Annotated in this window: 22 protein-coding genes; 14 read left to right on the top strand and 8 right to left on the bottom strand. The window is 71.3% G+C overall.

Translation table 11 applies throughout. The features are described from left to right. Positions 1-10: 10 nt before the first annotated feature. Positions 11-661, top strand: coding sequence for a cupin domain-containing protein (locus ABD810_RS07415; RefSeq protein WP_344935983.1), 651 nt, complete (start codon positions 11-13; stop codon positions 659-661). A gap of 13 nt (positions 662-674) precedes the next feature. On the opposite strand, the gene ABD810_RS07410 is transcribed toward ABD810_RS07415, so the two are convergent. Both ABD810_RS07410 and ABD810_RS07405 read right to left on the bottom strand, forming a co-directional pair. Continuing rightward, positions 675-1,961: an MFS transporter gene (locus ABD810_RS07410; RefSeq protein ID WP_344935981.1), complete on the bottom strand. Its 1,287-nt coding sequence runs from the start codon at positions 1,959-1,961 to the stop codon at positions 675-677. A gap of 83 nt (positions 1,962-2,044) precedes the next feature. Then, positions 2,045-2,815, bottom strand: a complete 771-nt coding sequence (locus ABD810_RS07405) for a class I SAM-dependent methyltransferase (protein ID WP_344935980.1) — start codon at positions 2,813-2,815, stop codon at positions 2,045-2,047. Positions 2,816-2,976: 161 nt separating this feature from the next. Between ABD810_RS07405 and ABD810_RS07400 the strand changes: the two genes are divergently transcribed. Both ABD810_RS07400 and ABD810_RS07395 read left to right on the top strand, forming a co-directional pair. After that, positions 2,977-3,507 (top strand): copper resistance CopC family protein, encoded by a 531-nt coding sequence (locus ABD810_RS07400; protein WP_344935978.1) that lies wholly within the window; start codon positions 2,977-2,979, stop codon positions 3,505-3,507. Then, positions 3,504-4,718 (top strand): copper resistance D family protein, encoded by a 1,215-nt coding sequence (locus ABD810_RS07395; RefSeq protein WP_344935976.1) that lies wholly within the window; start codon positions 3,504-3,506, stop codon positions 4,716-4,718. The genes ABD810_RS07400 and ABD810_RS07395 overlap by 4 nt, the downstream gene beginning before the upstream one ends. 50 nt (positions 4,719-4,768) lie before the next feature. On the opposite strand, the gene ABD810_RS07390 is transcribed toward ABD810_RS07395, so the two are convergent. Continuing rightward, positions 4,769-5,908: a hypothetical protein gene (locus ABD810_RS07390; protein ID WP_344935974.1), complete on the bottom strand. Its 1,140-nt coding sequence runs from the start codon at positions 5,906-5,908 to the stop codon at positions 4,769-4,771. 138 nt (positions 5,909-6,046) lie between these two features. Between ABD810_RS07390 and ABD810_RS07385 the strand changes: the two genes are divergently transcribed. The 3 genes from ABD810_RS07385 (at position 6,047) to ABD810_RS07375 (ending at position 11,007) form a co-directional block, all read left to right on the top strand. Then, on the top strand, positions 6,047-8,623 hold the full coding sequence (locus ABD810_RS07385) for an alpha/beta fold hydrolase (RefSeq protein WP_344935972.1): 2,577 nt from the start codon (positions 6,047-6,049) through the stop codon (positions 8,621-8,623). Positions 8,624-8,645: 22 nt separating this feature from the next. After that, positions 8,646-9,509 carry an ABC transporter permease gene (locus ABD810_RS07380; protein WP_344935970.1) on the top strand — a complete coding sequence of 288 codons (864 nt, stop codon included), beginning with the start codon at positions 8,646-8,648 and terminating at the stop codon, positions 9,507-9,509. A 274-nt stretch (positions 9,510-9,783) separates the two neighbouring features. After that, positions 9,784-11,007, top strand: coding sequence for a hypothetical protein (locus tag ABD810_RS07375; protein ID WP_344935967.1), 1,224 nt, complete (start codon positions 9,784-9,786; stop codon positions 11,005-11,007). Positions 11,008-11,052: 45 nt separating this feature from the next. Here ABD810_RS07375 and ABD810_RS07370 read toward each other — a convergent pair whose 3' ends face one another. Further along, complete coding sequence (locus tag ABD810_RS07370) at positions 11,053-11,220, bottom strand: hypothetical protein (RefSeq protein ID WP_344935965.1); 168 nt, start codon at positions 11,218-11,220, stop codon at positions 11,053-11,055. Between the two features lie 221 nt (positions 11,221-11,441). On the opposite strand from ABD810_RS07370, the gene ABD810_RS07365 reads away from it, so the two are divergent. Beyond that, positions 11,442-13,568 (top strand): ATP-binding protein, encoded by a 2,127-nt coding sequence (locus ABD810_RS07365; protein WP_344935963.1) that lies wholly within the window; start codon positions 11,442-11,444, stop codon positions 13,566-13,568. Between the two features lie 15 nt (positions 13,569-13,583). On the opposite strand, the gene ABD810_RS07360 is transcribed toward ABD810_RS07365, so the two are convergent. Both ABD810_RS07360 and ABD810_RS07355 read right to left on the bottom strand, forming a co-directional pair. Further along, positions 13,584-14,546, bottom strand: a complete 963-nt coding sequence (locus ABD810_RS07360) for a 4-epi-cubebol synthase (protein ID WP_344935961.1) — start codon at positions 14,544-14,546, stop codon at positions 13,584-13,586. 101 nt (positions 14,547-14,647) lie between these two features. Further along, positions 14,648-14,884: an ankyrin repeat domain-containing protein gene (locus ABD810_RS07355; RefSeq protein ID WP_344935958.1), complete on the bottom strand. Its 237-nt coding sequence runs from the start codon at positions 14,882-14,884 to the stop codon at positions 14,648-14,650. 95 nt (positions 14,885-14,979) lie between these two features. On the opposite strand from ABD810_RS07355, the gene ABD810_RS07350 reads away from it, so the two are divergent. Together ABD810_RS07350 and ABD810_RS07345 are read left to right on the top strand one after the other, a co-directional pair. Then, positions 14,980-15,885, top strand: a complete 906-nt coding sequence (locus ABD810_RS07350; protein ID WP_344935955.1) for a proteasome assembly chaperone family protein — start codon at positions 14,980-14,982, stop codon at positions 15,883-15,885. Continuing rightward, a complete protein-coding gene (locus tag ABD810_RS07345; protein ID WP_344935953.1) occupies positions 15,882-16,937 on the top strand; it encodes a Gfo/Idh/MocA family oxidoreductase in 1,056 nt (351 codons plus the stop codon). The genes ABD810_RS07350 and ABD810_RS07345 overlap by 4 nt, the downstream gene beginning before the upstream one ends. Here the strand turns inward: ABD810_RS07345 and ABD810_RS07340 are convergent. Continuing rightward, positions 16,934-17,113, bottom strand: a complete 180-nt coding sequence (locus tag ABD810_RS07340) for a hypothetical protein (protein WP_344935950.1) — start codon at positions 17,111-17,113, stop codon at positions 16,934-16,936. The genes ABD810_RS07345 and ABD810_RS07340 overlap by 4 nt on opposite strands. Before the next feature lie 25 nt (positions 17,114-17,138). Continuing rightward, positions 17,139-17,957, bottom strand: coding sequence for a tyrosine-protein phosphatase (locus tag ABD810_RS07335; protein WP_344935948.1), 819 nt, complete (start codon positions 17,955-17,957; stop codon positions 17,139-17,141). 169 nt (positions 17,958-18,126) lie between these two features. Between ABD810_RS07335 and ABD810_RS07330 the strand changes: the two genes are divergently transcribed. The 5 genes from ABD810_RS07330 (at position 18,127) to ABD810_RS07310 (ending at position 23,659) form a co-directional block, all read left to right on the top strand. Beyond that, entirely contained in the window at positions 18,127-19,002 is an 876-nt protein-coding gene (locus tag ABD810_RS07330) for a hypothetical protein (RefSeq protein ID WP_344935947.1), read from the top strand. A gap of 287 nt (positions 19,003-19,289) precedes the next feature. Next, positions 19,290-20,963, top strand: a complete 1,674-nt coding sequence (locus tag ABD810_RS07325) for an ABC transporter ATP-binding protein (protein ID WP_344935944.1) — start codon at positions 19,290-19,292, stop codon at positions 20,961-20,963. After that, positions 20,960-21,523 (top strand): ECF transporter S component, encoded by a 564-nt coding sequence (locus tag ABD810_RS07320; RefSeq protein WP_344935942.1) that lies wholly within the window; start codon positions 20,960-20,962, stop codon positions 21,521-21,523. The genes ABD810_RS07325 and ABD810_RS07320 overlap by 4 nt, the downstream gene beginning before the upstream one ends. A gap of 4 nt (positions 21,524-21,527) precedes the next feature. Continuing rightward, positions 21,528-22,349, top strand: coding sequence for an energy-coupling factor transporter transmembrane component T family protein (locus tag ABD810_RS07315; RefSeq protein ID WP_344935939.1), 822 nt, complete (start codon positions 21,528-21,530; stop codon positions 22,347-22,349). Further along, positions 22,337-23,659 carry an amidohydrolase family protein gene (locus ABD810_RS07310; RefSeq protein WP_344935937.1) on the top strand — a complete coding sequence of 441 codons (1,323 nt, stop codon included), beginning with the start codon at positions 22,337-22,339 and terminating at the stop codon, positions 23,657-23,659. Before ABD810_RS07315 ends, ABD810_RS07310 begins: the two co-directional genes overlap by 13 nt. Positions 23,660-23,711 lie beyond the last annotated feature (52 nt).

Genomic DNA, 23,711 nt, shown 5'->3' with positions numbered 1-23,711 from the left:
AGGTGTGGGCGTGTCCGGTCTGCGCGTCTACGACTGGGCCGCGGCCGACGGGGTCTGCGGCGGCTCTCCGCACATGCACCTGCTCTGCTCCGAGGCCTACATCGTGGTCGAGGGCACCGGCTCGGTCCAGACGCTGACCTGGGAGGGGTACGCCGTGACGCCCCTGGAGCCGGGGGCCGTGGTGTGGTTCACCCCGGGGACCATCCACCGGTTGGTCAACGACGACGGGCGGCTGCGGATCGTCGTGGTCATGCAGAACAGCGGCCTGCCCGAGGCCGGGGACGCCGTCTTCACCTTTCCGCCCGCCGTGCTGGCCGACCCGGCCGCGTACGGCGAGATCGCCGCGATCACCGACGCCGAGGGGGCACGGCGCCGCCGTGACGTGGCGATCGAAGGCTTCCTGCGGCTGCGGGACCAGGGTCGTGACACCCTGGCGACGTTCCACCGCCAGGCCGCCGCCATCGTCTCGGGCAAGCTGGACGCCTTCGAGAAGCGGTGGCGGGACGGAGCCCTGCAGGCCGCCGAGGTCACAGGTGTGCACCTCCAGGCGCTTCGCGAGGGGAACGCCGACCACCTCAGGGACGCCCGGATCCTGACCGCGGCGCCAGAGGCCCGGCTCGGCATGTGCGGCCGGCTCGACACCTACCTCCTCGGCGGATGACCGCGCCGGTCGGTCAGGGGACGGAACGGATCTTCCACACCAGGCCCGCTCCGAGCAGGCCCAGCGCGGCGGCGGTGAGGTACAGCACGGGATAGCCGCCCATGCTCGCCACGATCGGACCGGCGATCACCGGGCCGAGCACCTGCGGGCCGGAGTTGGCGATGTTGATGACCCCGAGATCCTTGGCCCGGCCGGCCGCGGCGGGCAGGACCTGGGTGACCAGGGCGTTGTCGACCGACAGGTAGATGCCGAAGCCGATCCCCATGATGACGGCGGCCACCATCACCATCGTCCACTGCGGCCAGAACGCCATGATCACGGCGGGCACGGCGCTGATGACGCCCGACACCGTGACCAGGGTCTTGCGGCGGCCCAGGCGGTCGGAGATCACGCCGCTGGTCACCGCGGTGAGCACCACCGTGACCGTGTAGATCAGGATCAGCACGAGCAGGCCGTCCTCGGCCTTCTGCCCGGGGAAGAGCCGCTCGTAGTGGACCGCGTCGGTGAGGAAGTAGAGCAGGTAGAGCAGGGCGATCGCGTTGCCGAGTTGCATCAGGAAGCGCGTGAGCCAGGCCCAGGCGAAGTCGGGGTGGGCACGCGGGCTGATCCAGAAGCCGCGCAGGAACTCCCGGGCGCTGAACGGCGGCCGGTGCTCGGCGGGCAGCCGGGCGTCGGGGGTGGTCAGCACGAACGGGAGCACGCAGAGGGGGATCAATCCGCCGATCAGCAGATATCCGGATTGCGTGGTGGTGGCGACCATCGTCACGAGAACGACCGCGAGCACCACCCCCATCGTCTGCGGGATGCCGATCCACCCGGACACCTCGCCGCGCTGCCGCACCGGAACGTGGTCGGGAACGCCCGCCGTCAGCGCGGCCTGCATGGCGTTCAGCCCGGCCTGCGCCAGGCACCAGCCGATCGCCACGCCGACGACCGTGCCCTGGAACGCCAGGAAGGCCAGGGCCAGGCCACCCGCGAGCCCGCCCAGCAGCGTCCAGGGATGGCGCCTGCCGAAGCGCCCCGTCGTACGGTCGGACAGCGCTCCGGCCAGCGGGTTGAAGACCATCGCCACGGCGGCGCCGATGCCGGTCACCCAGGCGAGCGTCGCCTCCTTGCCCAGTGGGTCCGCCAGCGCGATCTGCTTGGGCAGCAGCACCTGCAACGGGCCGAAGTAGCCCATCCACAGGGCGAGGTTCGCCAGCGAGATGAGGGCCACCCAGCGCGCCCCCACCCGCCTGACGGGCTCGGCGAGCGCGTCCGGGAGGTCCTGCGGCGGCCTGACGGGGGGTACGGTACTCACCAGCGTGGCTCCATGTAATGAGGCGTGCTGGGATGGTAGTCGCCCTGGCCCCTCACGATAAAGACCTTCAGGGCGCCCGGTTCTTACGGCCTGCGGGCCACGACGACCTCCGTGGCGATCTCCTCTTCCCAGGTCTCGGTGGGGTTGGACTCCACCAGCGCCTGCTCCAGCCGCTCCAGGAACGCGGGCAGCCGGTCCCCCAGCCGTGCGGGTGAGGAGTAGGAGAACGACAGCTGCAACCCGATCACGGCCTGGGTGTCACGCACCGCCGTACGGTGGAAGGAGGCGGTGGACAAACGGCTGAAGGGCGACTCGGCGAGCAACTCGGGATGGTGCCGGCCGGTGCGCTGGAAGGAGCCGTTCCCGACCGGCCACTCAAGGGCGAACGACTGCCGCACGGCCTGTGCCACCGGCTCCCAGGGCGGCTCCACCAAGGTGGCGGTCGGCCCGACGAGCACGACGGCCCCCGTGGGGGGAAGCATGCCGTCGAGGTCGGCCAGCACGCGGGCGCGATCCATCCAGTGGAACGACCGGCCCATGACGACGTGGTCGACGCGGCGGAGCGGTAGCTCCTTCAGGCGGCTCGAATCGCCTTTCAGCCATTGCACGTTCGCGGGCGACCGGCGCCGCCCCTCGGCCAGCATGTCGTCGCTCGGATCGACGGCCACGACCGCCCCGGCGAACCGCGCCAGCGGGATGGCCAGCGTGCCGGGCCCGCAGCCCAGGTCGAGCACTCGCGATCGCCTGCCCAGGGCGAGCTCCCTCGCCATGTGATCGACGACCTCTTCGCCATACCCGTGGCGGTACCGGTTGTAGTAAACGGCGGCACCATCGAACAACAGCCCAGGTTCCACGCCGACAAGCCTACCGACGTCCGCCGCGCCGGCCCGGACGGTTCCCCTGGCCTCACGCGGACGCCGTCGAGCGGCGTCGCCGTGGCTTGACGGACGCTTACGGTTCGCATAGATGACACCATGGTCGGGTCTAGATAAATGCGAAGAAAGGTCATTTCCCGGTGAGGCGACTTCTCGCGGTCCTGCTGGTGGCCTGTGCGGCGCTGGCTGTGGCCGTCGCCCCCGCCCAGGCCCACAACGTGCTGACGGGCAGCGACCCCAGGGACGGCTCGACGCTCTCCTCCGTGCCCGGCAAGGTGACGCTGACCTTCGACCAGCCGGTCAGGGCCGACTTCGCCCAGGTCGCGCTGACGAGCCCCGACGGCATCGTCTCCGCTGCCACGGTGGAGGTCATGGACAACGAGGTGACGGCCACGCTTCCCGCCACGGTCGCGGCCGGCGCGTACATCGTGGGCTACCAGATCGTCTCCAACGACGGCCACCCCGTCAGCGGCAAGATCGGCTTCACCGTCACCGGTGGGACCGGGCAGACCCCCGCGACGACCGCGAGGCAGATCGCCCCCTCGGATGCGCCGGTGCCGAGCAGTGGCGGCTGGGTGTGGGGCCTGCTCGTGGTCGCGCTGCTGCTCTCGGGGCTCGGCATCCTGATCGTCGCGCGCAAGGGGCGCCGGAAGAAGGGCTCCCGCGGGTGAGCACCACCGACGAGACACAGACGCCGTCCACCGGCACCGACCCGTCCCAAGCGCCCACCGGTACGGGGACGGACTCCCCCCGGCCGTCCACCGGCACCCACCCGTCCCAAGCGCCCACCGGCACAGGGACGGACTCTCCCCGGCCGTCCACCGGTGCCGAGCCGTCCGGGGCGCCGTTGCCTGCCGACGCGAACGGCCACGCCCCGGACCAGGTGCCGGCGGAGGAGGCCAGGCGGGTGCCGGCCTTGGGGCTGGCCGGCGCCGGGCTGCTGGCCGTGGCGGTGTCGACCTGGTGGACGGCGCCCGAATCCGTCCCGGGGATCACGCTTCCCGGGCCGCTCGTCGAGTACGGCCTGCCGGTGGTCCGCCTGGTGCTCGATCTGTGCGCGCTCGCGACCGTCGGGCTCAGCCTGCTGCCCAGGTTCCTCGGATTCGACGATCAGGAACGCACCGAGCCGATCCTGTCGAGGGCCCGCGTCTGGGCGGTCGTGGCGGCCTTCGGATGGGCGCTCGCGGCCCTGGTGGCCATGGTGCTCAGCGCCGCCGAGATCACTCCCGGCCGCATGCCCGACCCCGCCGTCTACGTGAGCCTGATCGGCGCCGGCCAGGGCCTGGTGATCAGCGCGGCGTGCGCGCTCATCTACACGTTCTTCGGGCTGCTCGCCGTGCGTTTCGGGGAGAAGGTGCCCGCGGAGCTGCGCGTGGTCGTGGCCGTGTTCGGCCTGCTCCCGCTGCCGGTCAGCGGGCACGCCTCGAACTGGTACTGGCACGACCTGAGCATGGTGTCGATGGAGCTGCACGTCGTCGCCGCGGCGGCGTGGACCGGCGGCCTGGTGGCGCTGGCCGTGCTGCTGACACGTGACCGCGAGCTGCTGGCCAGGGCCCTGCCGAGGTTCTCCCGGCTGGCCACCGTGGCCCTGGTGGTGGTCGCCCTCTCCGGGCTGTTCAGCGGCCTGGTCGAGCTGGCGCTCTCGCCGGCCACCAGCCTGCCCGGGTCGCTGTTCACCACCCACTACGGTCAGCTCGTGGTCGCCAAGGTGGTCTTCGTGTGCGCGGTGGGCGCGCTCGGGGCCAACATCCGCTGGCGCCTGCTGCCCGGTGTGGCACGGCGGCAGGCGACCTCCTTCGCCGCCTGGGCGGCGCTGGAGCTGGGCGTGATGGGCCTGGCGTACGGTGTCGCGGTGGCGCTCACGCGCGCCCCGGTCGCCTGACCCCCGCTGCCCTGGACCGGGGAGCCGCCCTTACGGCCGGGGTGCCGCCCTTACGGTACGACGGGCGCGGTGACGGGCAAGGGCGCCTGGGCCTCGGGCTCGTCGGAGCGCCTGCGGGCGTACCGCTCGGCGCCGAACCACCCCGCACCGAGCAGGACGGCCGTGACGGGCGCGGAGGCGAGCAGGAACGGCGGGGCCTCCAGCAGCAGGTCCTGCGCGGCCAGCCCGCCGTAGACCGCCGCGGTGACCAGCACGGCGCCGAGCGCGGCCCGTACGGCCGGAATCCGGATCAGGAACGCCAGGTCCACGCATACGGCCGCGGCGAGCAGGAAGAACGGGACGGCCGACGGCGGGAAGTGGAAGACGACGAGCAGCGGCCAGATGGCGGTGCGGAAGCCGACGTAGACGGCCGCCACCGCGGTGGCCGACCAGTGGCGGCCGATCAGCTTGCGCGCCAGGACCAGCACCAGCACCGCGGCGACGCCGAACCACATGGGATACACCCAGTCGGGGACGGGCAGGGAGAACGCCTCCACCATGCCCCGATCGACCGGGCGGCCCATCTGCTCGGCGGCGAAGTTGATCAGTGACGGCTCGGCGTAGGGCCGGCCGCGATCCCACGAGGCGAGCTCCAGGATGCCGTACTCCTGGTGCTCGCTCGGGAAGAGCGTGTTCTCCAGGAAGAAGACGAAGAGCGCGCCGAGGACGATGGAGCGCCGCCCGTCCTCGGGCGCGTAGAGGTACCACCCGCGGATCACTCCGGCGATCATGAACGCCGTGCCGACGTAGAGCAGCATGTGGGAAGGGCTCCACGAGGTGATGTCGACGCCGTTCACCCGGTGGTTGATCAGGTCGATCGGGACCGCGATCAGGAACGCCCCCGTGCCCCACTGGATCAGCCGCTGCGCCGTGCGGTCCACGCCGTACCCGGTGTAGCTGTGCACGATCGTCAGCGTGAGCACGATGGCCGTGCCGGCGCTGTTGAGCAGGTGCGGAGGGGCAAGGTCGTCACGCAGCCACTTGAAGTGCCAGGAGACGTCCCATGAGGCGCCGGCGACCTTGAGGACGAAGGCTCCGATCCAGCCGTAGTACAGCACACGGAGAAGCTCGGGTGGGGTCTCACGGCCCGCCTCACCCCTGGTCCAGTAGGGGAGGGCCCACTCGACTCCGCGAGTGGCCTTGTCCTTCAAACCTGCGCCTGGCTTCACGCGATGAATGATGCCGGTCCTCGACATGCTCCGCAATCGGGGATTTCCCCGAGATACCCCGCATCGACCTCGGGCGGGGCGTCTCAGCGGACTCTCAGGGGCGGTCAGTAGGCTCTCGGCATGAAGCTTGCGGGGAAGCGGCCGGTCGCGTTGATCGTCGCGACGGTGCTGGTCCTCGGCGCCGCGGTGTGGATGCTGTGGCCGTCACCCGCGCCGGTGAGAGGGCTCGACCAGAGGATCCCCGTCGTCGACGGGCCCGGTGACGACCAGCGCGTCACGCTGGACGCCACGTTCTTCCCGCCGGCCGGGGGCGGGAAGGCGCCCGTCGTGCTTCTGGCCCATGGCTTCGGCGGCAGCAAGGAGAGCGTGCGCGCCGAGGCCGTGCGCACGGCGGAGGAGGGGTACGCCGTGCTGACCTGGTCGGCCCGCGGGTTCGGCGCCTCCACCGGCCAGATCGCGCTGAACTCCCCCGACTACGAGGTCAAGGACGTCAGGCAGCTCATCGACTGGGTGGCCCGGCGGCCCGAAGTCCTGCTGGACTCCGCGGGCGATCCCCGCCTGGGCGTCGCCGGAGGCTCCTACGGCGGGGCGATCAGCCTGATGGCCGCCGCCTACGACGACCGCGTCGACGCGATCGTCCCGCAGATCACCTGGTACGACCTCGCCGACGCCCTGTTCCCCGGCGCCACCGGCGAGGGCCCGGAGCAGGGCGTCTTCAAGCGCATGTGGGCCGGGCTGTTCTTCAGCAGGGCCGTCGGGTCGCCCCTGGCACCGGGCGCGGACGCTCTGGGAGGCCTCACCGGCGGCCCCGGCGGACCCGGTGAGGCGCCGCCGGCGACGGGCTCCCCCGATCCCGCCGTCCAGGCGCGTGAGGTGCGGTGCGGGCGGTTCCTCCCGGCGATCTGCGAGATGTACCAGCAGGTCGCGACGACCGGCCGCGCCACCCCCGGCGCCGTCGAGATGCTCCGGCGGTCGAGCCCGATCTCGGTGCCCGGGAAGATCCGGGTACCGGCACTGCTCATCCAGGGCAAGCAGGACTCGCTGTTCCCCCTCGGCCACGCCGACGCCAACGCCAGGGCCATCGCGGCCACCGGCGCCCCCGTCGAGGTCGCCTGGTTCGACGGCGGCCACGACGGCGGCGACGGCGAGATCGACTGGGTGGCCGACCGGACGATCGGCTGGTTCGACCGATGGCTCAAGAAGGACGGCACCCCCGCAGGAGACGCCTTCACCGTCACCCGTGACGGCGGGCGCGACCCGGGCACGCGCCGCCCCATCCTCGTCCATGCCGCCACGGCTCGCTATCCCGGCCTGTCGGGCACGGCGCAGACGTCCGTCCAGCTCACAGGCCCGGACCAGCCGGTGGCCAGCCCGCCGGGCGGGTCCCCCGCCTCGATCTCCACGGTGCCGGGCGTGGGCGGGCTGCTGGCCAACCTCGGCGGGGCGGGGCTCGCGATGGACATGCCCGGACAGTCGGCCGCCTTCCAGTCCGCGCCGCTCACCGCGCCGCTGGAGGTGACCGGCGCCCCGGTGGTCAAGGTGCGGGTGCGGGGCAAGGGGGAGGTGACGTTGTTCGCCAAGCTCTACGACATGGGCGGTCAGCGTCCGGCGCTGCCGCAGGGCCTGGTGGCCCCGGTGCGGGTCACCGCCTCCGAGAGCGGCACGCCGGTCTCGATCACGCTTCCGGCGATCGACCACCGGTTCGACGTGGGGCACCGGCTGCGGGTCGTGCTGAGCACCACGGACATGGGTTACGCCTCCCCCTCGGCTCCCGCCGTGCACCGGGTCGGCCTGGCCTCACCGGCGCTCACCGTGCCCACGGACACCTCGCTGAGGGCGGGCGCCCCCGGTCTGGCCTGGTGGACCTGGGCGCTCCCCCTCGCGGCGCTCGCCGTCTCCGCCGTCCTGCTGCTCCTTGGACGTACGCGACGTACGGACGAGGCGGAGCCGGAGCTGGCCGGGGTGCCGCTGCAGATCACCGGGCTGACCAAGAGGTACCGCAACGGCGAGCTCGCGGTGGACGACCTGTCGTTCAGGGTCGAGCAGGGTCAGGTCCTCGGCCTGCTCGGGCCGAACGGCGCGGGCAAGACGACGACGATGCGCATGCTGATGGGCCTGATCCACCCGGATGCGGGCGAGATCCGCATCTTCGGGCACCAGGTCAAGCCGGGCGCGTCCGTCCTGTCGCGGCTCGGCTCGTTCGTCGAGGGCCCGGGATTCCTGCCCCACCTGTCCGGCAGGGAGAACATCGAGCTCTACTGGCGGGCGACCGGACGCGCGCGGGACGACGCGCACATGCAGGAGGCGCTGGAGATCGCCGCCCTCGGCCCGGCTCTCGACCGGGCGGTGCGCACCTACTCCCAGGGCATGCGCCAGCGCCTGGCCATCGCGCAGGCCATGCTCGGCCTGCCCGACCTGCTGGTGCTCGACGAGCCCACCAACGGCCTGGACCCGCCGCAGATCGCCGAGATGCGCAAGGTCCTGATCCGCTACGCCGCACAGGGCCGCACGGTGATCGTGTCCAGCCACATGCTGGCCGAGGTGGAGCAGACCTGCGACCACGTGGTCGTGATGCACCGCGGCCGGCTGGTCACGGCCGGCCCGGTAGCCGGCCTGCTCGGCGGCGCGGTGTCGTCCAACGGATCGAAGGGACGTCTCGAGGACGTCTTCCTGGACCTGATCGGGGACAAGGCATGAGCGCGGCACCAAGGTGGACGCGATGAACGCGATGACCGACCGCACGGCCGGCAGCAAGGCCTACGCGCCCGGACGTACCCTGCCGCTGCGTGTGGAGATCGTGCGGCAGTTCAAGCGTCGCCGCACGCTGGTGATGTTCGGCGTGCTGCTGGCGCTGCCGTGGATCCTGGTGGTGGCGTTCTCCCTGGGCCCGGGCCCGGGCCAGCAGAACTCCCTGCGGCTGTCCGACCTGGCCACCCAGGGCGGCCTCAACTTCGCCGCCTTCGTGCTCTCGGTGTCGGCCACGCTGCTGCTGGTGGTGGCCGTGGCGCTGTTCTGCGGGGACACCGTGGCGAGCGAGGCGAGCTGGGCGTCGCTGCGCTACCTTCTGGCGGCCCCGGTGCCCCGCGACCGGCTGCTGCGTCAGAAGCTGGTCGTGGCGCTCGGCTACTCGGCGGCGGCGGTGATCTCGCTGCCGTTGATGGCGTTGCTCGCCGGCACCGTCGCCTTCGGCTGGAACGACATCCACCTGCCCGGCAGCGGTGAGATGATCCCGGCCTCGACGGTGCTGCCCCGGTTCGGCATCGTCATCGGGTACGCCCTGGTGAACCAGCTCGTCGTGGCCGCCCTGGCGTTCCTGCTTTCGGTGAGCACCGACTCGCCGCTCGGCGCGGTCGGCGGCGCCGTCGGGCTCGTGATCGTGAGCAACATCCTGCAGGCGGTGGAGGCGCTCGGGGTGATACGCGAGTTCCTGCCGACGTTCTGGAGCACGGCGTGGCTGGACGCGCTCTCGCCGGAGCTCGACTGGAGCGGCATGATCAAGGGCTCATCCCTGTCGGTCACCTACGCGGCGATCCTCATGGCCCTGGCCTTCCGCCGCTTCCGCCGCAAGGACGTGGTGTCTTGACCCGACCAGCCGACGCGGATTTATCCGGAAATATCCATTTATGACGCCCTCCGCAGGCACCAGCCATGGAATGGGCCCACTCAGGGGCCCCCTGCGCATGGTGACATTCAGGAGACGGATGTCCGTTTCGGCAAGCATGTCTGCCGACGTTCTGGAATGATCCCCTCGGATAATCCTGTCGGACATCGAGAATGACGGACAGAGACTGATGCCCCCCATCGATCAGATAACCACTTTCGCGTCGGACCATCCCGTTGGAACGGCCACGATTTGCGTGTCCGCCCTGGTGGTTATGGTCCTGGCGTTCTTCGCGCTTCGCGCCGCCTATCGCGCCGTCGCCCGCGCTTACCGCCGGTTCGCCGAGAACCGCTCGGCCGAGGACATCCTCACCATCGTCGCCGCCAGCATCGCCACCGGGGTGTCCGCTCAGGGCATGTGGCGTTTCGCCGGCGACGTGCTCGGCTTCGACGGGCCGCTGCGGCTGCTGCTCTTCGCGTTCATCGAGGTGGCCGTGATCACCAGCGCCGTCCGCGCCCGCCGCAACATGCGCGAGAACTACTCCGCCGGCATCGACGGCATGGCGGTGTGGGCGCTCACCAGCCTCTCCGCGATCCTGTCCAGCCTGGATGCCCGCAGCCCCGCCGAGGCGATCTTCCGGCTCGCCGCCCCGCTCGTCGCCGCGTGGCTGTGGGAGCGCGGCATGGCCATCGAACGGCACCGCATCACCGGGCGTTCGCGCATCAAGTGGCGGCTCACGCCCGAGCGGGCGATGGTCCGGCTCGGGCTCGCCGAGGTGAGCGACCGCACCGCCAGCGAGGTGGACGCCCACCGCAGGCTGACCCGGGTGGCCCTCGCCGCCAAGCGGGCCCGCGCGATGCGCGAGGACGGCGCCTCCGACCGCAAGATGCGCGCGGCCCTCGCCAGGCTCGACCGCATGATGGACCAGGCCGTGGAGCACACCGGGCTCGCGGTCGACCCCAGCCGCCAGGAAGCCCTGTTGTCGCAGATCGGCGCGCTGTACAACACGAACGCGCTGATCGACCTGCGACCGCCGGTCCCATGGGCTCCCGAGCCCGAGCCCCAGCGGCCTCATGCGCTTCCCGTGGCCTCCTCACCGGTCGCGGCGTACATCGCCGACGAGGACGAGGACGCCGAGATGCTGGAGCCCGCCCCGGCCGTGGTCGACACCGCTCAGCGTGCGGCACTGATGCGCGCCGCCCGCGCGTACTGGGACAAGCAGATCGACCGCAAGTTCGTCCCGCGCGCGGCCGACATCGCCAGGGAGACCGGCGTCTCGCTGGCCACCGCCCGGGAGTACCGCGCGCTGTGGAAGCTTGAGCCGAGAGCACACGCGCTGATCGAGATCGCCTACAACGAGCACGGCATCGTCGACACCGGCACCTTCCCCGCGATCGTGGTGCCGGACGGCCCGGAGCGGCAGGAGCGCGTGCTCACGATGAACGGCTCCACCCCGTCGGCCGACCCCGTCGGAGCCTGACGCGGCGCGCCGGCGCGCACGAGCGGCGAGCCGGCGCGATCGCGGTCAGCCCCAGTGCGGGGGGCGCTCCTCCAGAAGGTGGGACACGTCGTCGGGTGGGCGCCAGTCGCCCCAACCGGAGTCGGTGTCGTCGCTGGTCTGGTCGGGCAGCACCGGCAGTCCCTCGTCGAAGAGGTCCACCGGACGCAGGTCATCCGGCTCTCGCGCAGTCACGCCACAATGGTACGCGCCCGGCGGGGGCGGGCGATCGTCCCGCGCCCCGGCGACTTCACCGGTCCCCCGCCTGAGCGCGTGCCGGGCGGGGTTCCGCGGCGGCGGCCTGCTCAGCAGATCACTCTCAGGCGTACATCCGTGGCACAAAGACAGCTAACGGCCCGCACAGGTACGATGCGGGAGCAGGTAGCACGCCGGAACGACCCCCCGTGAGGCGGCCCATGGCAACGCCGGCAGGATGGCGAAGAGAGGGAAATCTCCCCGCGGAGCTGACCAGCTTCGTCGGCAGAGAACGGCTGCTTGCCACCATCAGGCAACGCCTCCAGGAGTCCCGTCTGGTCACGGTGACGGGCATCGGCGGTGTGGGCAAGTCCCGCACCGCGCTGCGCATCGCGCACCAGGTCGGCGGGCAGTTCCCCGACGGGGTCTGGTACGCCGACCTGTCCCGCCTGCAGGACCCCACCATGGTGCGGCACGCCGTCAACGCGGCGCTCGGCATCGCCGACCAGTCGGCCCGGTCCGAGGCGGACACCCTCACCGAGTGGCTGAACCCGCGCCGGCTTCTCCTGGTCATCGACTCCTGCGAGCATCTCCTCAGCGCCTGCGCTGAGCTTGTGAACCAGGTCCTGCGCAGCGCCCCGCAGGTGCGGGTGCTGGCGACGAGCAGGCAGTCCATGGGCGTCCCGGGTGAGCAGACCATCCCGGTCGCGCCACTGCTGGTGCCCGGCGACGACGACTCCGAGAGCCCGTACGTCAACGAGTCGATCCAGCTCTTCGCCGAGCGCGCGTCCGCCGTCGTCCCCGGTTTCTCGGTCGACGAGGAGAACATCGCGGCGGTCTCCGAGCTGTGCCGGCGGCTCGACGGCATCCCGCTGGCGATCGAGCTCGCCTCGGTCCGCCTCCGCGCGCTGTCGGTGGAGCAGATCCTGACGCTGCTGACCGACCGGTTCAGCCTGCTCGCCGGGGCCAGCCGCACGGCGCTGCCCCGCCACCAGACGCTGCGCGCGGCCATCGGGTGGAGCCACGAGCTGTGCGAGCCCGCCGAGCGGCTGCTGTGGGCCCGGCTGTCGATCTTCTCCGGCGACTTCGAGCTGGAGGCGGCCCGCTATGTCTGCGCCAGCGAGGACCTTCCGGCCGAGAACGTCATGGAGCTCGTCTCCGGCCTGGTGGAGAAGTCGATCCTGCTGAGCAGCAACGAACGGGCCGGCGTCCGCTATCGGCTCATCGACACCCTGCGCCACTACGGCAAGGAGTGGCTCGACAAGCTCGACGAGACCGACTGGGTCCGGCGCCGCCACCGCGACTACTACCTCCAGCTCGCCGAGCGGGGCGAGCACGCCTGGTCGGGGCCCCGGCAGGTCTACTGGTTCGGGCGGATGCGGCAGGAGCACGACAACATCCGCGCCGCGCTCGACTACTGCCTGAACGACTCCGCCGAGGCACGCACGGGTCTGGAGCTGCTGTCCTCGCTGTGGTTCATGTGGGTCGCCTGCGGGTTCGCCCGAGAGGGCCGCCTGTACCTTGAGCGGGCCCTGCACGCCTGCCCCCAGCCCAGCAAGGAACGCTGCAAGGCGCTGTGGGTCCTCGCGTACGTCCGCAGCGCCCAGGGGGACACCGTGGGCGCGCTGGACGCGGCGGAGCAGTGCGCCACCGACGCGGTGCGCGTGGGCGACTCGATCGCGGTGATCCTGGCGACGAAGATGCAGGGCACCGCCGCCTTCCTGCAGGGCGACCTGCACAAGGCGACCGCTCTGCTCGGAGTCGCGATCGAGTTCCACCGCAGCGGGCGCGAGCTCAACCCCGGCCTGCTTCCCGCGATCGTCGAGCTCGCGGTCGTGCTCACCCAGCAGAACGAGCTCACCGAGGCCGAATCGCTGCTTCGCGACTGCCGCCAGCTGTGCGCCGAGCGCGGGGAGCTGTGGCTGCGCTCGTACGCCGTCTGGGCCACGTCGGCGATCGAGCGGATGACCGGGCGCACGACGGACGCCGTGATGAGCGCGCAGGAGTCCCTGCGGATCAAGCGCCACTTCCACGACGTGCTGGGCGCCGTCCTGGCGATGGAGACCCTGTCCCAGCTCGCCGTCGACCAGGGCGACCCCACGAGGGCGGCGCGCATCCTCGGCGCGGCGCAGGCCAACTGGCAGCTGTTCGGCCTCCCGCAGTTCGGCTCCCCGTTCTTCAGCACCGAGCACGAGCAGTGCGTCAAGGAATGCAAGCGGTCGCTGGGCGAGGAGGCCTACATGGCCGCCTACCAGCAGGGCACCACGATGAACTTCGAGGAGGCCGTCAGCTTCACCATGGGCGAGATCGACCCGGGTGATCCGCCCGTGGCACAGCCGGCCGGTTGAGCGGCCGGCCCCGGCTCAGTGTCTCTCGTGGCGGATCACGCGCGGAGCCGAGGTGCCCTGCCAGGCCCGGGTGTACCTCGTGCTGGTGAGGGAGTAGTCGATGCTCCCGCTGATCCAGTGCTCCAGGCCCCGCACGTAGCCCGTGACGGCTTCGGACCGCAGGCTCTCCAGCTCCGAGCGCAGCACGAGCATCCGCAGGATCGCCTCGTCGCGCATCCTGCCGATGTGGTTCATCGCGTGCTGGATCGACCGGTGCCGGTGCCTGGCCAGCACGCTCACGAGGTTGTTGCGCGAGTTGACCCCGTGCCGCTCCTTCGCGTACGACAGCAGGTCGTTGTCCCAGACCACCACGTCGTTGGCGCTCTCGGTGATCGCCCGCACGTCGGGGTGGCGCCAGTCGTCAGGGGTCAGGGGATGTCCGGTGGCCAGGTCGATCAGCGCGAACACCGTGAGCATGGCCCCGGTCCTGCGCCGCATGAAGATGTAGTCGCCGTATGTCGGCACGACGGCGTCCTCGCGGTTGGCCGCCTCCCAAACCTGCGCGAACAGGTAGTCCTTGGTGACCGAGCGCCATCGGTCGAGCTGGTCGGCGTTCGCGGACGCGATGACGCGGCCCTTGATGTCGAGCATCGCGCGGGCGAACGGGTTCTCCACCCGCACGCCGGCGAGGTCGTCCACGTCGTCGAGGACGGTGAGCAACTGCGGCAGGGCGCGGGCGATCTCGGCGGCACGCCGGTCCGACTCGCAGAAGGCGTCGTCGAAGGCGAACAGCCATACACACCAGTCGGTCACCAGGCGGAGCATGTCGTGGTCGGCGTAGGGATAGGTGCGGGCTCCGAGCCGACCGTAATTGGCCTCACGGTAGCGGGCCAGCTCGACCGGATCGTCGATCATGCCACTCGCCACCAACCAGGAGAAGGTCTCCTGGTTCACCTGGTCGGCGTACGGGCTGATCAGGCTGGGGAACGGACACGACAAAGGGGGTAGACGAAGCCTGGAAGGCGCTAAATCAGCCATCTCCACATCATGGCAACAAAAACTCCCCGTAACTACTCCGCGACACACCCGGATCTGGGGTGCTATTTCCCTATATGACCGACCCATATGAGGAATTCGGCATGTCCGAACATCTGAGCAGTATCGATCGCGGACGGCGCGCCCTCCGCCGGATCGGCCCCGGCGTCGAGCAGTGCCCGCACGACCTCGGGCTGCTTCCCGAACACCGCCACCGCGAGGGGGGTCTGCCCGCGGTCGTTCGCACGCCCGGAATCGGCCCTCCGCGAGAGCGGCGCCGCGACGGTCTCCTCGGTCCCCATACCGAACCGTGGGCGGCGCTCGACTCGCCCAGCGGAATCCCCAGGACATCCCATAGGTTCTCTCTTGAGAGACGAAAGAAAGGCTGGGACCCAAGGTGTTCGACCCGACGGATCTTTACCGGCTCAGCGGTGATGTGCCTGAGCTGACCGATCCGGTGCTGCTCTACCACTTTGAGGGTTTCGTGGACGCGGGAGGAGCCGGACGGCTCGCCATCGGCCACCTGCTCGCCGAACTGGAGCACCGGGTCGTGGCGACGTTCGACGTCGACCGGCTCCTGGACTACCGCTCCCGGCGGCCACTGATGACCTTCGACACCGACCGCTGGGTCGACTGCGAGGCCCCCGAGCTCGCCGTCCACCTGGCCCAGGACGCAGGGGGCACGCAGTTCCTGCTGATGAGCGGGCCGGAGCCCGATCGGGAGTGGGAGCTGTTCACCGAGGCGATCGGCGCCCTGGCCACCCGGCTGAACGTCGGCAAGCTGGTCACCGTGCACGGCATCCCCATGGCCGCCCCGCACACCCGCCCGCTCGGGGTGACCGCGCACGGCACCAGGCGCGACCTCATCGCCGGTCCCGGCAGCCCGTTCGGCAGGATCCAGGTGCCGGGCAGCGCCGCCGCCCTGATCGAGCTGCGGCTCGGGGCCAGGGGACACGACGCGCTGGGCTACGCCGTGCACGTCCCCCACTACCTCGCCCAGGCGGAGTACCCCCGCGCGGCGGTGACGGCCCTTGAGGCCGTGACGCGCAGCACCGGCCTGATGTTCCCCCTGGAGGACCTGCGGGACGCGGCGGAGAAGACCACGGCCGAGATCGAGGAGCAGATCGTCGCCTCGGCCGAGCTTTCCACCGCCATCCAGGGCCTGGAGCAGCAGTACGACGCGTTCACCGCCGGCTCGGAGCGGGAGAACCTCATGGCCGAGTCCGCGCCCATGCCGACGGGGGACGAGCTGGCCGCGCAGTTCGAACGCTTCCTCGCCGAGCGCGACGAGAGCGATTCATGATCAAGGTGGGCCTGGTCGGATACGGCCCGGCCGGAGAGTTCTTCCACGCGCCGCTGATCGCCGCCACGCCCGGCCTCCGGCTCGACGCGGTCGTCACGGGCGACCCCGGGCGCGCCGAGCGGATCGGGCGCGACCATCCGAAGACCCAGATCGTCCCCTCGGCCGACGACCTGCTCGCGCGCGATCTCGACCTCGTGGTCATCGCCTCGCCGAACCGCACCCACGTCCCGCTGGCCACGCTGGCGCTGACGGCGGGGCGGGCCGTCGTGGTCGACAAGCCCCTTGCCGCCACCGCCGCCGAGGCCCTCGGCCTGGTGCGGCTGGCGCGCGAGCGCGGCCTGATGCTCACGGTCTTCCAGAACCGGCGGTGGGATGGTGACTTCCGCACGCTGCGCACCCTCGACCTGGGCGAGGTCCACCGCTTCGAGTCGCGCTTCGAACGCTGGCGGCCCGTGCCCAAGGGCGGGTGGCGGGAGAACGGCGGCCCCGACGAGCTCGGCGGCCTGCTGTACGACCTGGGGAGCCACCTGGTCGACCAGGCGCTGCGCTACCTCGGCCCGGTGACCGGCGTGTACGCCGAGACCGACGTCCGGCGGGCCGGGGTGGGGGCGGACGACGACGCGTTCATCGCGCTGGCCCACGCGAACGGCGCCAGGTCCCACCTGTGGATGAGCGCCGTCGCCGGGCAGCTCGGGCCCCGGTTCCGGGTGCTCGGATCGCGAGGGGCGTACACCAAGTGGGGCCTCGACCCCCAGGAGGACCGGCTGAGGGCCGGCGAGCGGCCGGGCGGCCCGGGATGGGGCGCCGAGCCTCCGGAGCGCTGGGGCGTGCTGGGCGTCGACGGCGACAGCCGCGCGGTGGAGACGCTGCCCGGGGCCTACCAGGACTTCTACGCCGGCGTGGTCGCGTCCCTCACGGGCGGCGCGCCCCCGCCGGTGGACCCGATGGAGGTCGCCGAGGCCCTGGCGGTGCTGCACGCGGCCCGGACCTCCGCGGCGGAAAGCCGCGTCGTCACGCTCGCCACGGACGCGGAACCGGCCGACGGCACCTAGATCGCCGCGGACACGGTGCCGACCGACGGCACCCAGATCGCCACGGACACGGTGCCGACCGACGGCACCCAGATCGCCACGGACACGGTGCCGACCGACGGCACCCAGATCGCCACGGACACGGTGCCGACCGACGGCACCCAGATCGCCACGGACGCGTAACCGGCCTGCGGCACCCAGGTCGCCGTGGGCCGTCCTGGCTCAGTCGAGCAGGCGGGAGCGCAGGGCCGTGGCGTCCTCGTCCGTCCAGCCGTGCTCGCCGAGCCAGCCGAGCGGGCCCTGGTGCCTGTAGTCCAGCACCCGCAGGAAGTTCTCCATGAACTCCGGGCGCGGCATGTGGCTCTCGGCCGGTCGTGAGTCCATGTCGGCACGGTAGGTGTCGCTGCGGCGCAACCGCCCGAGGATCGCCTCCAAACGGTCGCCCGTCGCCACGTAGTCGGCCACGATGGCCTCGCGGGTCACCCCGGCCACCGAGAGGGCCAGCGCGGAGACCACTCCGGTCCGGTCCTTTCCGGCCGCGCAGTGGACGATCGCCGCGCCCTCGCCCTGCGCGAGGACCCGCAGGGCGGCGAGGATGGAGTCGGGGCGGTCACGAAGGTAGGCGTAGTAGAAGCCCAGGACCCTGACCTCGGCGAGATCGTTCTCGCGCCTGCCCTGCCAGGGCAGCACCCGGTCGCCTTCGATCCGCGTGTTCCCGACGTCGCCGGTGTCGGCCTCGACATCGGTGTACCGGCCGCCCTCGGCGAACAGGGTCAGGTGATGGATGCCGACCTCCGGCACCCGGGTCAGCGGGCCGGGGCCTTCGAGGGCGACTTCGGCGTTGGAACGCAGGTCGATCACGTCGCGCAGTTTGATCTCGCCGACGAGCCGTTCCACGTCGGCGTCCGTCAGGCCCTGGAGGTTGTCGGACCGCAGCACGCGCCCGAATCTGGTCGTCTCGCCGTCGACCGTGGGAAGACCGCCAAGATCTCGCACGTTCACGGCACCGTCAAGAGCTATCCACCTCGTTAGTTCATTCATCACTTGCAACCCTATATGCGCTGTATGTCCACGCGAAGAAGGCGGTAGGAGCACAGTGGCAAAAGAACATGTCCAGTACGTGGCGTCTGCCATCGTGGCGTCGACCGGCGCGTGATGTAAAGGAGTGAGCCCGACATGGGCTCCGCCACCTTCCCCCCGAGGAGGTCAAGTGGACCCACGTAAGCCCACCCCGGAGCTTGTCCTCGACCCGTCCCTGCCCGCCAACGTCGCGCAGATCCTCCGGAGCAGCCCTGGGGCGCTCAAGTCCGCCCGCGCCGGAGTCGTTCCCCGGCCCTGCGGCCCCGGCCGGCTCACCGTCGTGACCGTCGCGTTCCTCCTGCTCCTCGCCCTGCTGCTGACCGGCCCCTGGGGCATGTTCGTGCTCGGGGTCGTCGTCACGGTCCTCCGCGGCGCCCAGGTGGCGGCGGGCGACCCCAAGCAGCGTGAGGCCCGCCGGCGGCTCCGCGTGGCCGTCGAGCACTCCGACCGGTTCGTCCTTCCCGAAGACCTCGACCCCGCCTGCCGCGAACTGCTGGCGCGAGCCCAGGGGGCCGTGGAGGACGTGCTGGCCTCGCAGGTCGACGGCGCCGGCCTGCTGGATTCCATCGACAACTCCGTGACCCTGCCGGCCGAGGTCTGGCGGCTGGCGACGCGGCTGGCCGATCTGACCCGTACGCGGGCGGAGCACGAGCGGATCGTGCCCCGCGACGTGCCCGCCGACATCGCCGGGGTCTTCACGCCGTACGACGAGGTGCTCGACCAGGCACGCCGCTCGCTCGCGGCCCGGGTGACGGCGCTGGAGGAGTACGCCCGCGAGGTGCGGAGGGCCGACGCGGTCTACCGGGCCTACCGGCAGCTGGGGGTGCTGCGGGAGCGCACCCCCGACTACGAGCGGCTCCTGGCCGAGACCGTCCAGGACCGGCTGGCCATCCCGCACATCGACAGGCTGAGCGGGCAGGCCCGGGAGGTGGAGCGCGTGTTCAACACCAGCATCGACGAGGCCAGGCGCGCCGGCAGCCATCTGCTCTCACTGACCGCCGCCTGACCTCGGCCCGGCACATATGTGCGCTTCACTCAAGCAGCGAGATCACCTGGCCGGCCTCTCTCTGTTACCCGGAAATTCATCACCGGCGTTCGAAACACCCCCGTAACGCGCACGGGCGCCGGCTTCATCCCCCCGTAATTCAGCTAGCCGTAAGCGCATGATTCGGTCACGTCTTCTCAGACACGGCTCCCCACCCGCAATTGCGCTCAGGTGTTGATCTCCCCTTTAATCTCCTCTGGACACAGGTCCGGTACGAGCTCCCGCGCAGCTCCGCACTTCGAAAGGAGATGGGTGATCCCGTCATGACCGCGCTCATCGAGGTCCGTGACGCGACCGTCCGCTACCTTTCGACCGGGCAGGCAGCCCTTGGCCCGACCAGCCTCACCGTCGAGCCCGGGGACCTCTCCCTGGTCAGCGGCCCGTCGGGGTGTGGCAAGAGCACACTGCTCCGCCTGGTCAACGGCCTGATCCCGCACGCCTACCGCGCCCAGGTGACCGGCGAGATCCTGGTCGGCGGGCGCCCGGTCGCGGGCCGGTCGATCCGCGACATGTCCGGAGTCGTCGGCACGATGTTGCAGGATCCCCGCAAGCAGATCGTCGGCACGACCGTGGCGGCGGAGATCGCCTTCGGCCCCGAGAACCTCGGCCTGCCGCGGGACGAGATCCGGCGGCGGATCGCCGAGGTGGCCGACCGCGTCGGGATCTCCCATCTCCTCGACCGCGCCACCGCCGGGCTCAGCGGCGGGGAGCTGCAGATGGTCGCCTTCGCGGGCGTGCTGGTGATGCGGCCCAAGGTCGTCGTCGTGGACGAGCCGCTGGCCAACCTCGATCCGGCGGCGAGCCTGCGCCTCATGCGGGAGGTCCGCAGGTTCGTCGACGAGGGTGGCGCCGCCGTGGTGGTCGAGCACCGGGTCGAGGAGATCCTCCGGTTCGAGCCCACCCAGGTGCTCTACCTGGAGGAGGGCTCGACCCGGTACCAGGGATCCGTCGAGGGGTTCCTCGCGATGGCGCCGGCCGGGCACGTCAAGCTGCCGTTCGCCACCCTGGTCGCCCGTGCCGACGAGCTGCCCGCCGTACCGGTGCCGCCCCGCCGGGAGGGCACAGGCGGCACCCCCCGCCTGGAGTACCAGGGAGTCACCCTCGGATACGGCACGCGGACCGTGCTCGGCGACATCGACCTCGTCCTCGGCCCGCACGAGCGGGTGGCGGTGCTGGGCCCCAACGGGGCGGGCAAGTCCACGCTGCTGCGCGCCGCCGTCCTGCTCATCGCCGCCTCACGCGGACAGGTGCTCGTGGACGGCTCCCCCGTCGCCGATCGGTCGATCCTGAGCCTGGCCACGACCTTCGGCTACGTGTTCCAGAACCCCGGGCAGGCGCTGTTCAGCGCCACGGTCGGGCAGGAGCTCGCGTTCGGCCCGCGCAACCTCGGCATGAGCCCCGCCGAGATCGCCGAGGAGTCCAGGAAGGTGCTGCGGGCCATGCTCCTCGACGGCGAGAAGGACATCATGGACCGGCCGCCGCGCACGCTGTCGTTCGGCCAGCAGCGCCGCCTCACCGTGGCGGTCGCCCTGGCCATGCGGCCGCGCACGCTGATCCTCGACGAGCCCACGGCCGGGCAGGACCTGCACACCACCACCGAGTTCATCGGTCACGCGCTCGCCGCCGAGAGCGTCGAGAGCGTCTACTTCATCACCCACGACGTCGACCTCGCGCTCACCTACGCCGACCGCATCGTCGTCGTGGACGAGGGACGCGTCGTCGCCGACACCTCCCCCGCCGAGCTGGCCCGGGCCGGCGACGTGTGGTCGCGTGCGGGACTCGAGGCCACCGGCCTGGTGCGGGCGGTCCGCGACCACCTGACCGACATCGGGCCGATCCCCCATCCCTTCGACCTGGCCCGCCGCCTTTCGCTCCTCTCACGTTCCAACCCATCCCCCCAGGAAGGAACCACCCCCTCATGAACGCAGACGCGACAACCCCACGCGAACCGGTTCTGGCCATCTCCTCCCGCACGGTCGTGTTCGGCGCGGTCGGCGCGGCCCTGTACGCCGTGCTCGGGCTGTTCAGCTTCCTCATCCCCGGCACGCAGGCCGTCGCCGTCCGGCCCGCCTTCGCGCTGGTGCCGTTCTTCGGCAAGCGCTTCGGGGTCATCGCCGGATTCTTCACCGGCCTGGTCGGCAACATGATCATCGACCTGCTCACGGGCAGCGGCCTGACCTACTGGAACTGGAGCATCGCCAACGGCCTGGTCGGCGCCATCGCCGGGCTGATCTTCGCCTACATGCCCCCGATCGCCAACGAGGCCGTGCGCCTGATCGTGACCGCCCTCGGCGCGCTGCTCGCCACCGCCCTCGGCCTGCTGTTCGTCATCACCGACATCTGGGTCCAGGGCATCGACTTCAACACCTTCCTGACGCTGAACTACGGGCCCGCGCTGCTGTCGAACGCCATCGCCGTCGTCATCCTGACCCCGGCGCTGGACGCGCTCTGGGAACCGCTCTCCAAGCGGACCGGACGGTAACCAGGTGGATGTCACGCCGCGCTACCTGGGCGCGGGTTCCTTCCTGAGCCGCCGCGATCCGCGCCTGCTCCTGCTGGTTCCCGTGCTCTACCTGGTGGCCGTGGCGGGGATCGACGACCTTCGCGGCGTGCTCCTGTGCGCCGCGGCCGCCGTGGTGTACTACCGCGCCGCGGGCATCCCGTGGCGCGGTGTGCGGGCCAACTGGGCGGTCATGCTGGCCTTCACCACCGTTCTGGTCGTGGTGAACAGCATCCTGACCTCGGTGGACACCCGCTCCGCCGGGGACGCCGAGGTCCTGTTCACGGTCCCGGTCACCCACAGTGCCGTCACCTGGACCACCCTGTCGTACGCGGCGACCATCTTCCTGCGGTACACCACTCTCGCCATGGTGGGCTTCCCGGTGGCGTTCAACATCGCGCCCTCGGACCTCGGGGTGGCGTTCGCGCGGCTCGGGCTGTCCCAGCGGCTGGCCTACGGCGTGGACCTGACGTTCCGGTTCCTGCCCTCCACCTGGGCGAGCCTCCAGGAGACCGTGGACGCCCAGCGGCTCAGAGGGTACGAGCACAGCCGCAGCCGTAACCCGGTGAAGAGGCTGATCACACTGGGGCCGGTCGTCCTGCCCGTGACCGTGAACGCGCTGATCGACGCGGAGGACACCGTGAACGCCATGGACCTGCGCGGCTTCGGCGGCAGGCACCGCACGTGGATGCGCGAGCTCGCCTTCGACCGGGTCGACTACCTGGTCCTCGCGGGCTTCGCCGTCATGGCCGCGGCGATGGTCACCGCCAAGTTCCTCGGCCTGACGGAGACCGTATGGGTGCCGTGATCCACTCGGCGCCACATGTCATCCCGGTCTCGCGCCCGCCCATCCTCGATGGCGCGATCGCCGTACGGCGGGGCAGGGTGCTCGCGGTCGGGCCCCGCCGCGAGATCCTCGCCGCCCATCCAGAAGAGGAGGAGGTCCGGTGGCCGGGGGTCGTCGTCGCCGGCCTGGTCAACGCCCACACCCACCTGCAGTTCACGCGCATGGCCGAGGTGGGCCGGCGCGCCTACGACAGCTTCGAGGAGTGGTCGGCCGCCTTCGACGCGGTCTACTTCTCCCCTGTGAGGACCGACTGGGCGGCGAGCGCACGCGAGGGCGCCCTCCTGGCGCTCCGCCACGGCACCACCGCCGTGGCGGACGTGGTCACCGACGTCGAGGCCATGCCCGCGCTCAGCCAGACGGGCCTGGGCGGGATCTCCTACCTGGAAGTACTCGGCGACACCGACGCGAGCTGGGCGGAGACCGGGCGCCACCACCTGACCTCGACGGTTCGCGAGCTCGGCGGCGCGGGGGACGCCGGGACGGGCTTGATCGGGATCTCGCCTCATGCCCCCTACACCCTCGACACCGGGGTGCTCGCCGATCTGGCGGTCCTCGCCCGCAGGTTCGGGCTGCGCCAGCACATCCACCTGCTGGAGTCGGTCCACGAGCGTGAGTACACGATCTCGGGCACGGGACCGATCGCCCGCCTGGTGCGCGACCTGGGTTTCGACTTCGAGATCCTGCGCGCCGGAGGCACCGGTCACGGGCCGGTCGCCTTCCTTGACGCGCTGGGCCTGCTGGGACCGCACTGCCATATCGCCCATGGCGTCCACCTCGACGCCGGGGAACGGGCGCTGCTGCGCGAGCGCGGGGTGAGCGTGGCGCTGTGCCCGCGTTCCAACCGCACTCTCGGCCTCGACGGGCCGCCGGTCGCCGCGCTGCTGGCGGAGGGCAGCGCGATCGCGGTCGGCACCGACTCGCTCGCCTCCTCGCCCTCGCTCGACCTGCTGGAGGACGTCCGGCTGCTGCACGCGCTCGCCCGGCAGCAGGGGTACCGGTCGCCGGATCTCGCCCGCCGCCTGATCGAGGCGGCCACCATCGGAGGCGCCCGGGCGCTCGGACTCGACGAGGGGCCCGACCGGATCGGCGCCCTCGACCGGGGCGCGCGTTGCGACTTCGCGGTGTTCGCCATCGACGCGGACGAGAGCGATCCCTACCGCACGTTGATCGAGGACGGGCCGGGGCGGTGCGTCGCCACGGTGACGGGCGGCGACCAGGCCGGCCGCGTGCACCTCGTCAACTCCGCCACGGAGGTCGGCCGTGGGTGCTAACCTCACAGCGATCTTTTCGCAATTGGGCGCGGTATTAGCAAGAAGTACCTTT

It is taken from the genome of Sphaerisporangium flaviroseum (genome assembly GCF_039537005.1).
GTDB lineage: Bacteria > Actinomycetota > Actinomycetes > Streptosporangiales > Streptosporangiaceae > Sphaerisporangium > Sphaerisporangium flaviroseum.
This window is presented reverse-complemented; position numbering and strand designations above follow the sequence as displayed.

Coding starts and splice junctions, on each gene's coding strand:
- ABD810_RS07385 (WP_344935972.1), top strand. CDS start 6,047: ATGAAGCTTGCGGGGAAGCGGCCGGTCGCGTTGATCGTCGCGACGGTG.
- ABD810_RS07380 (WP_344935970.1), top strand. CDS start 8,646: ATGAACGCGATGACCGACCGCACGGCCGGCAGCAAGGCCTACGCGCCC.
- ABD810_RS07365 (WP_344935963.1), top strand. CDS start 11,442: ATGGCAACGCCGGCAGGATGGCGAAGAGAGGGAAATCTCCCCGCGGAG.
- ABD810_RS07355 (WP_344935958.1), bottom strand. CDS start 14,884: ATGGGGACCGAGGAGACCGTCGCGGCGCCGCTCTCGCGGAGGGCCGAT.
- ABD810_RS07345 (WP_344935953.1), top strand. CDS start 15,882: ATGATCAAGGTGGGCCTGGTCGGATACGGCCCGGCCGGAGAGTTCTTC.
- ABD810_RS07335 (WP_344935948.1), bottom strand. CDS start 17,957: ATGAATGAACTAACGAGGTGGATAGCTCTTGACGGTGCCGTGAACGTG.
- ABD810_RS07325 (WP_344935944.1), top strand. CDS start 19,290: ATGGGTGATCCCGTCATGACCGCGCTCATCGAGGTCCGTGACGCGACC.
- ABD810_RS07320 (WP_344935942.1), top strand. CDS start 20,960: ATGAACGCAGACGCGACAACCCCACGCGAACCGGTTCTGGCCATCTCC.
- ABD810_RS07310 (WP_344935937.1), top strand. CDS start 22,337: ATGGGTGCCGTGATCCACTCGGCGCCACATGTCATCCCGGTCTCGCGC.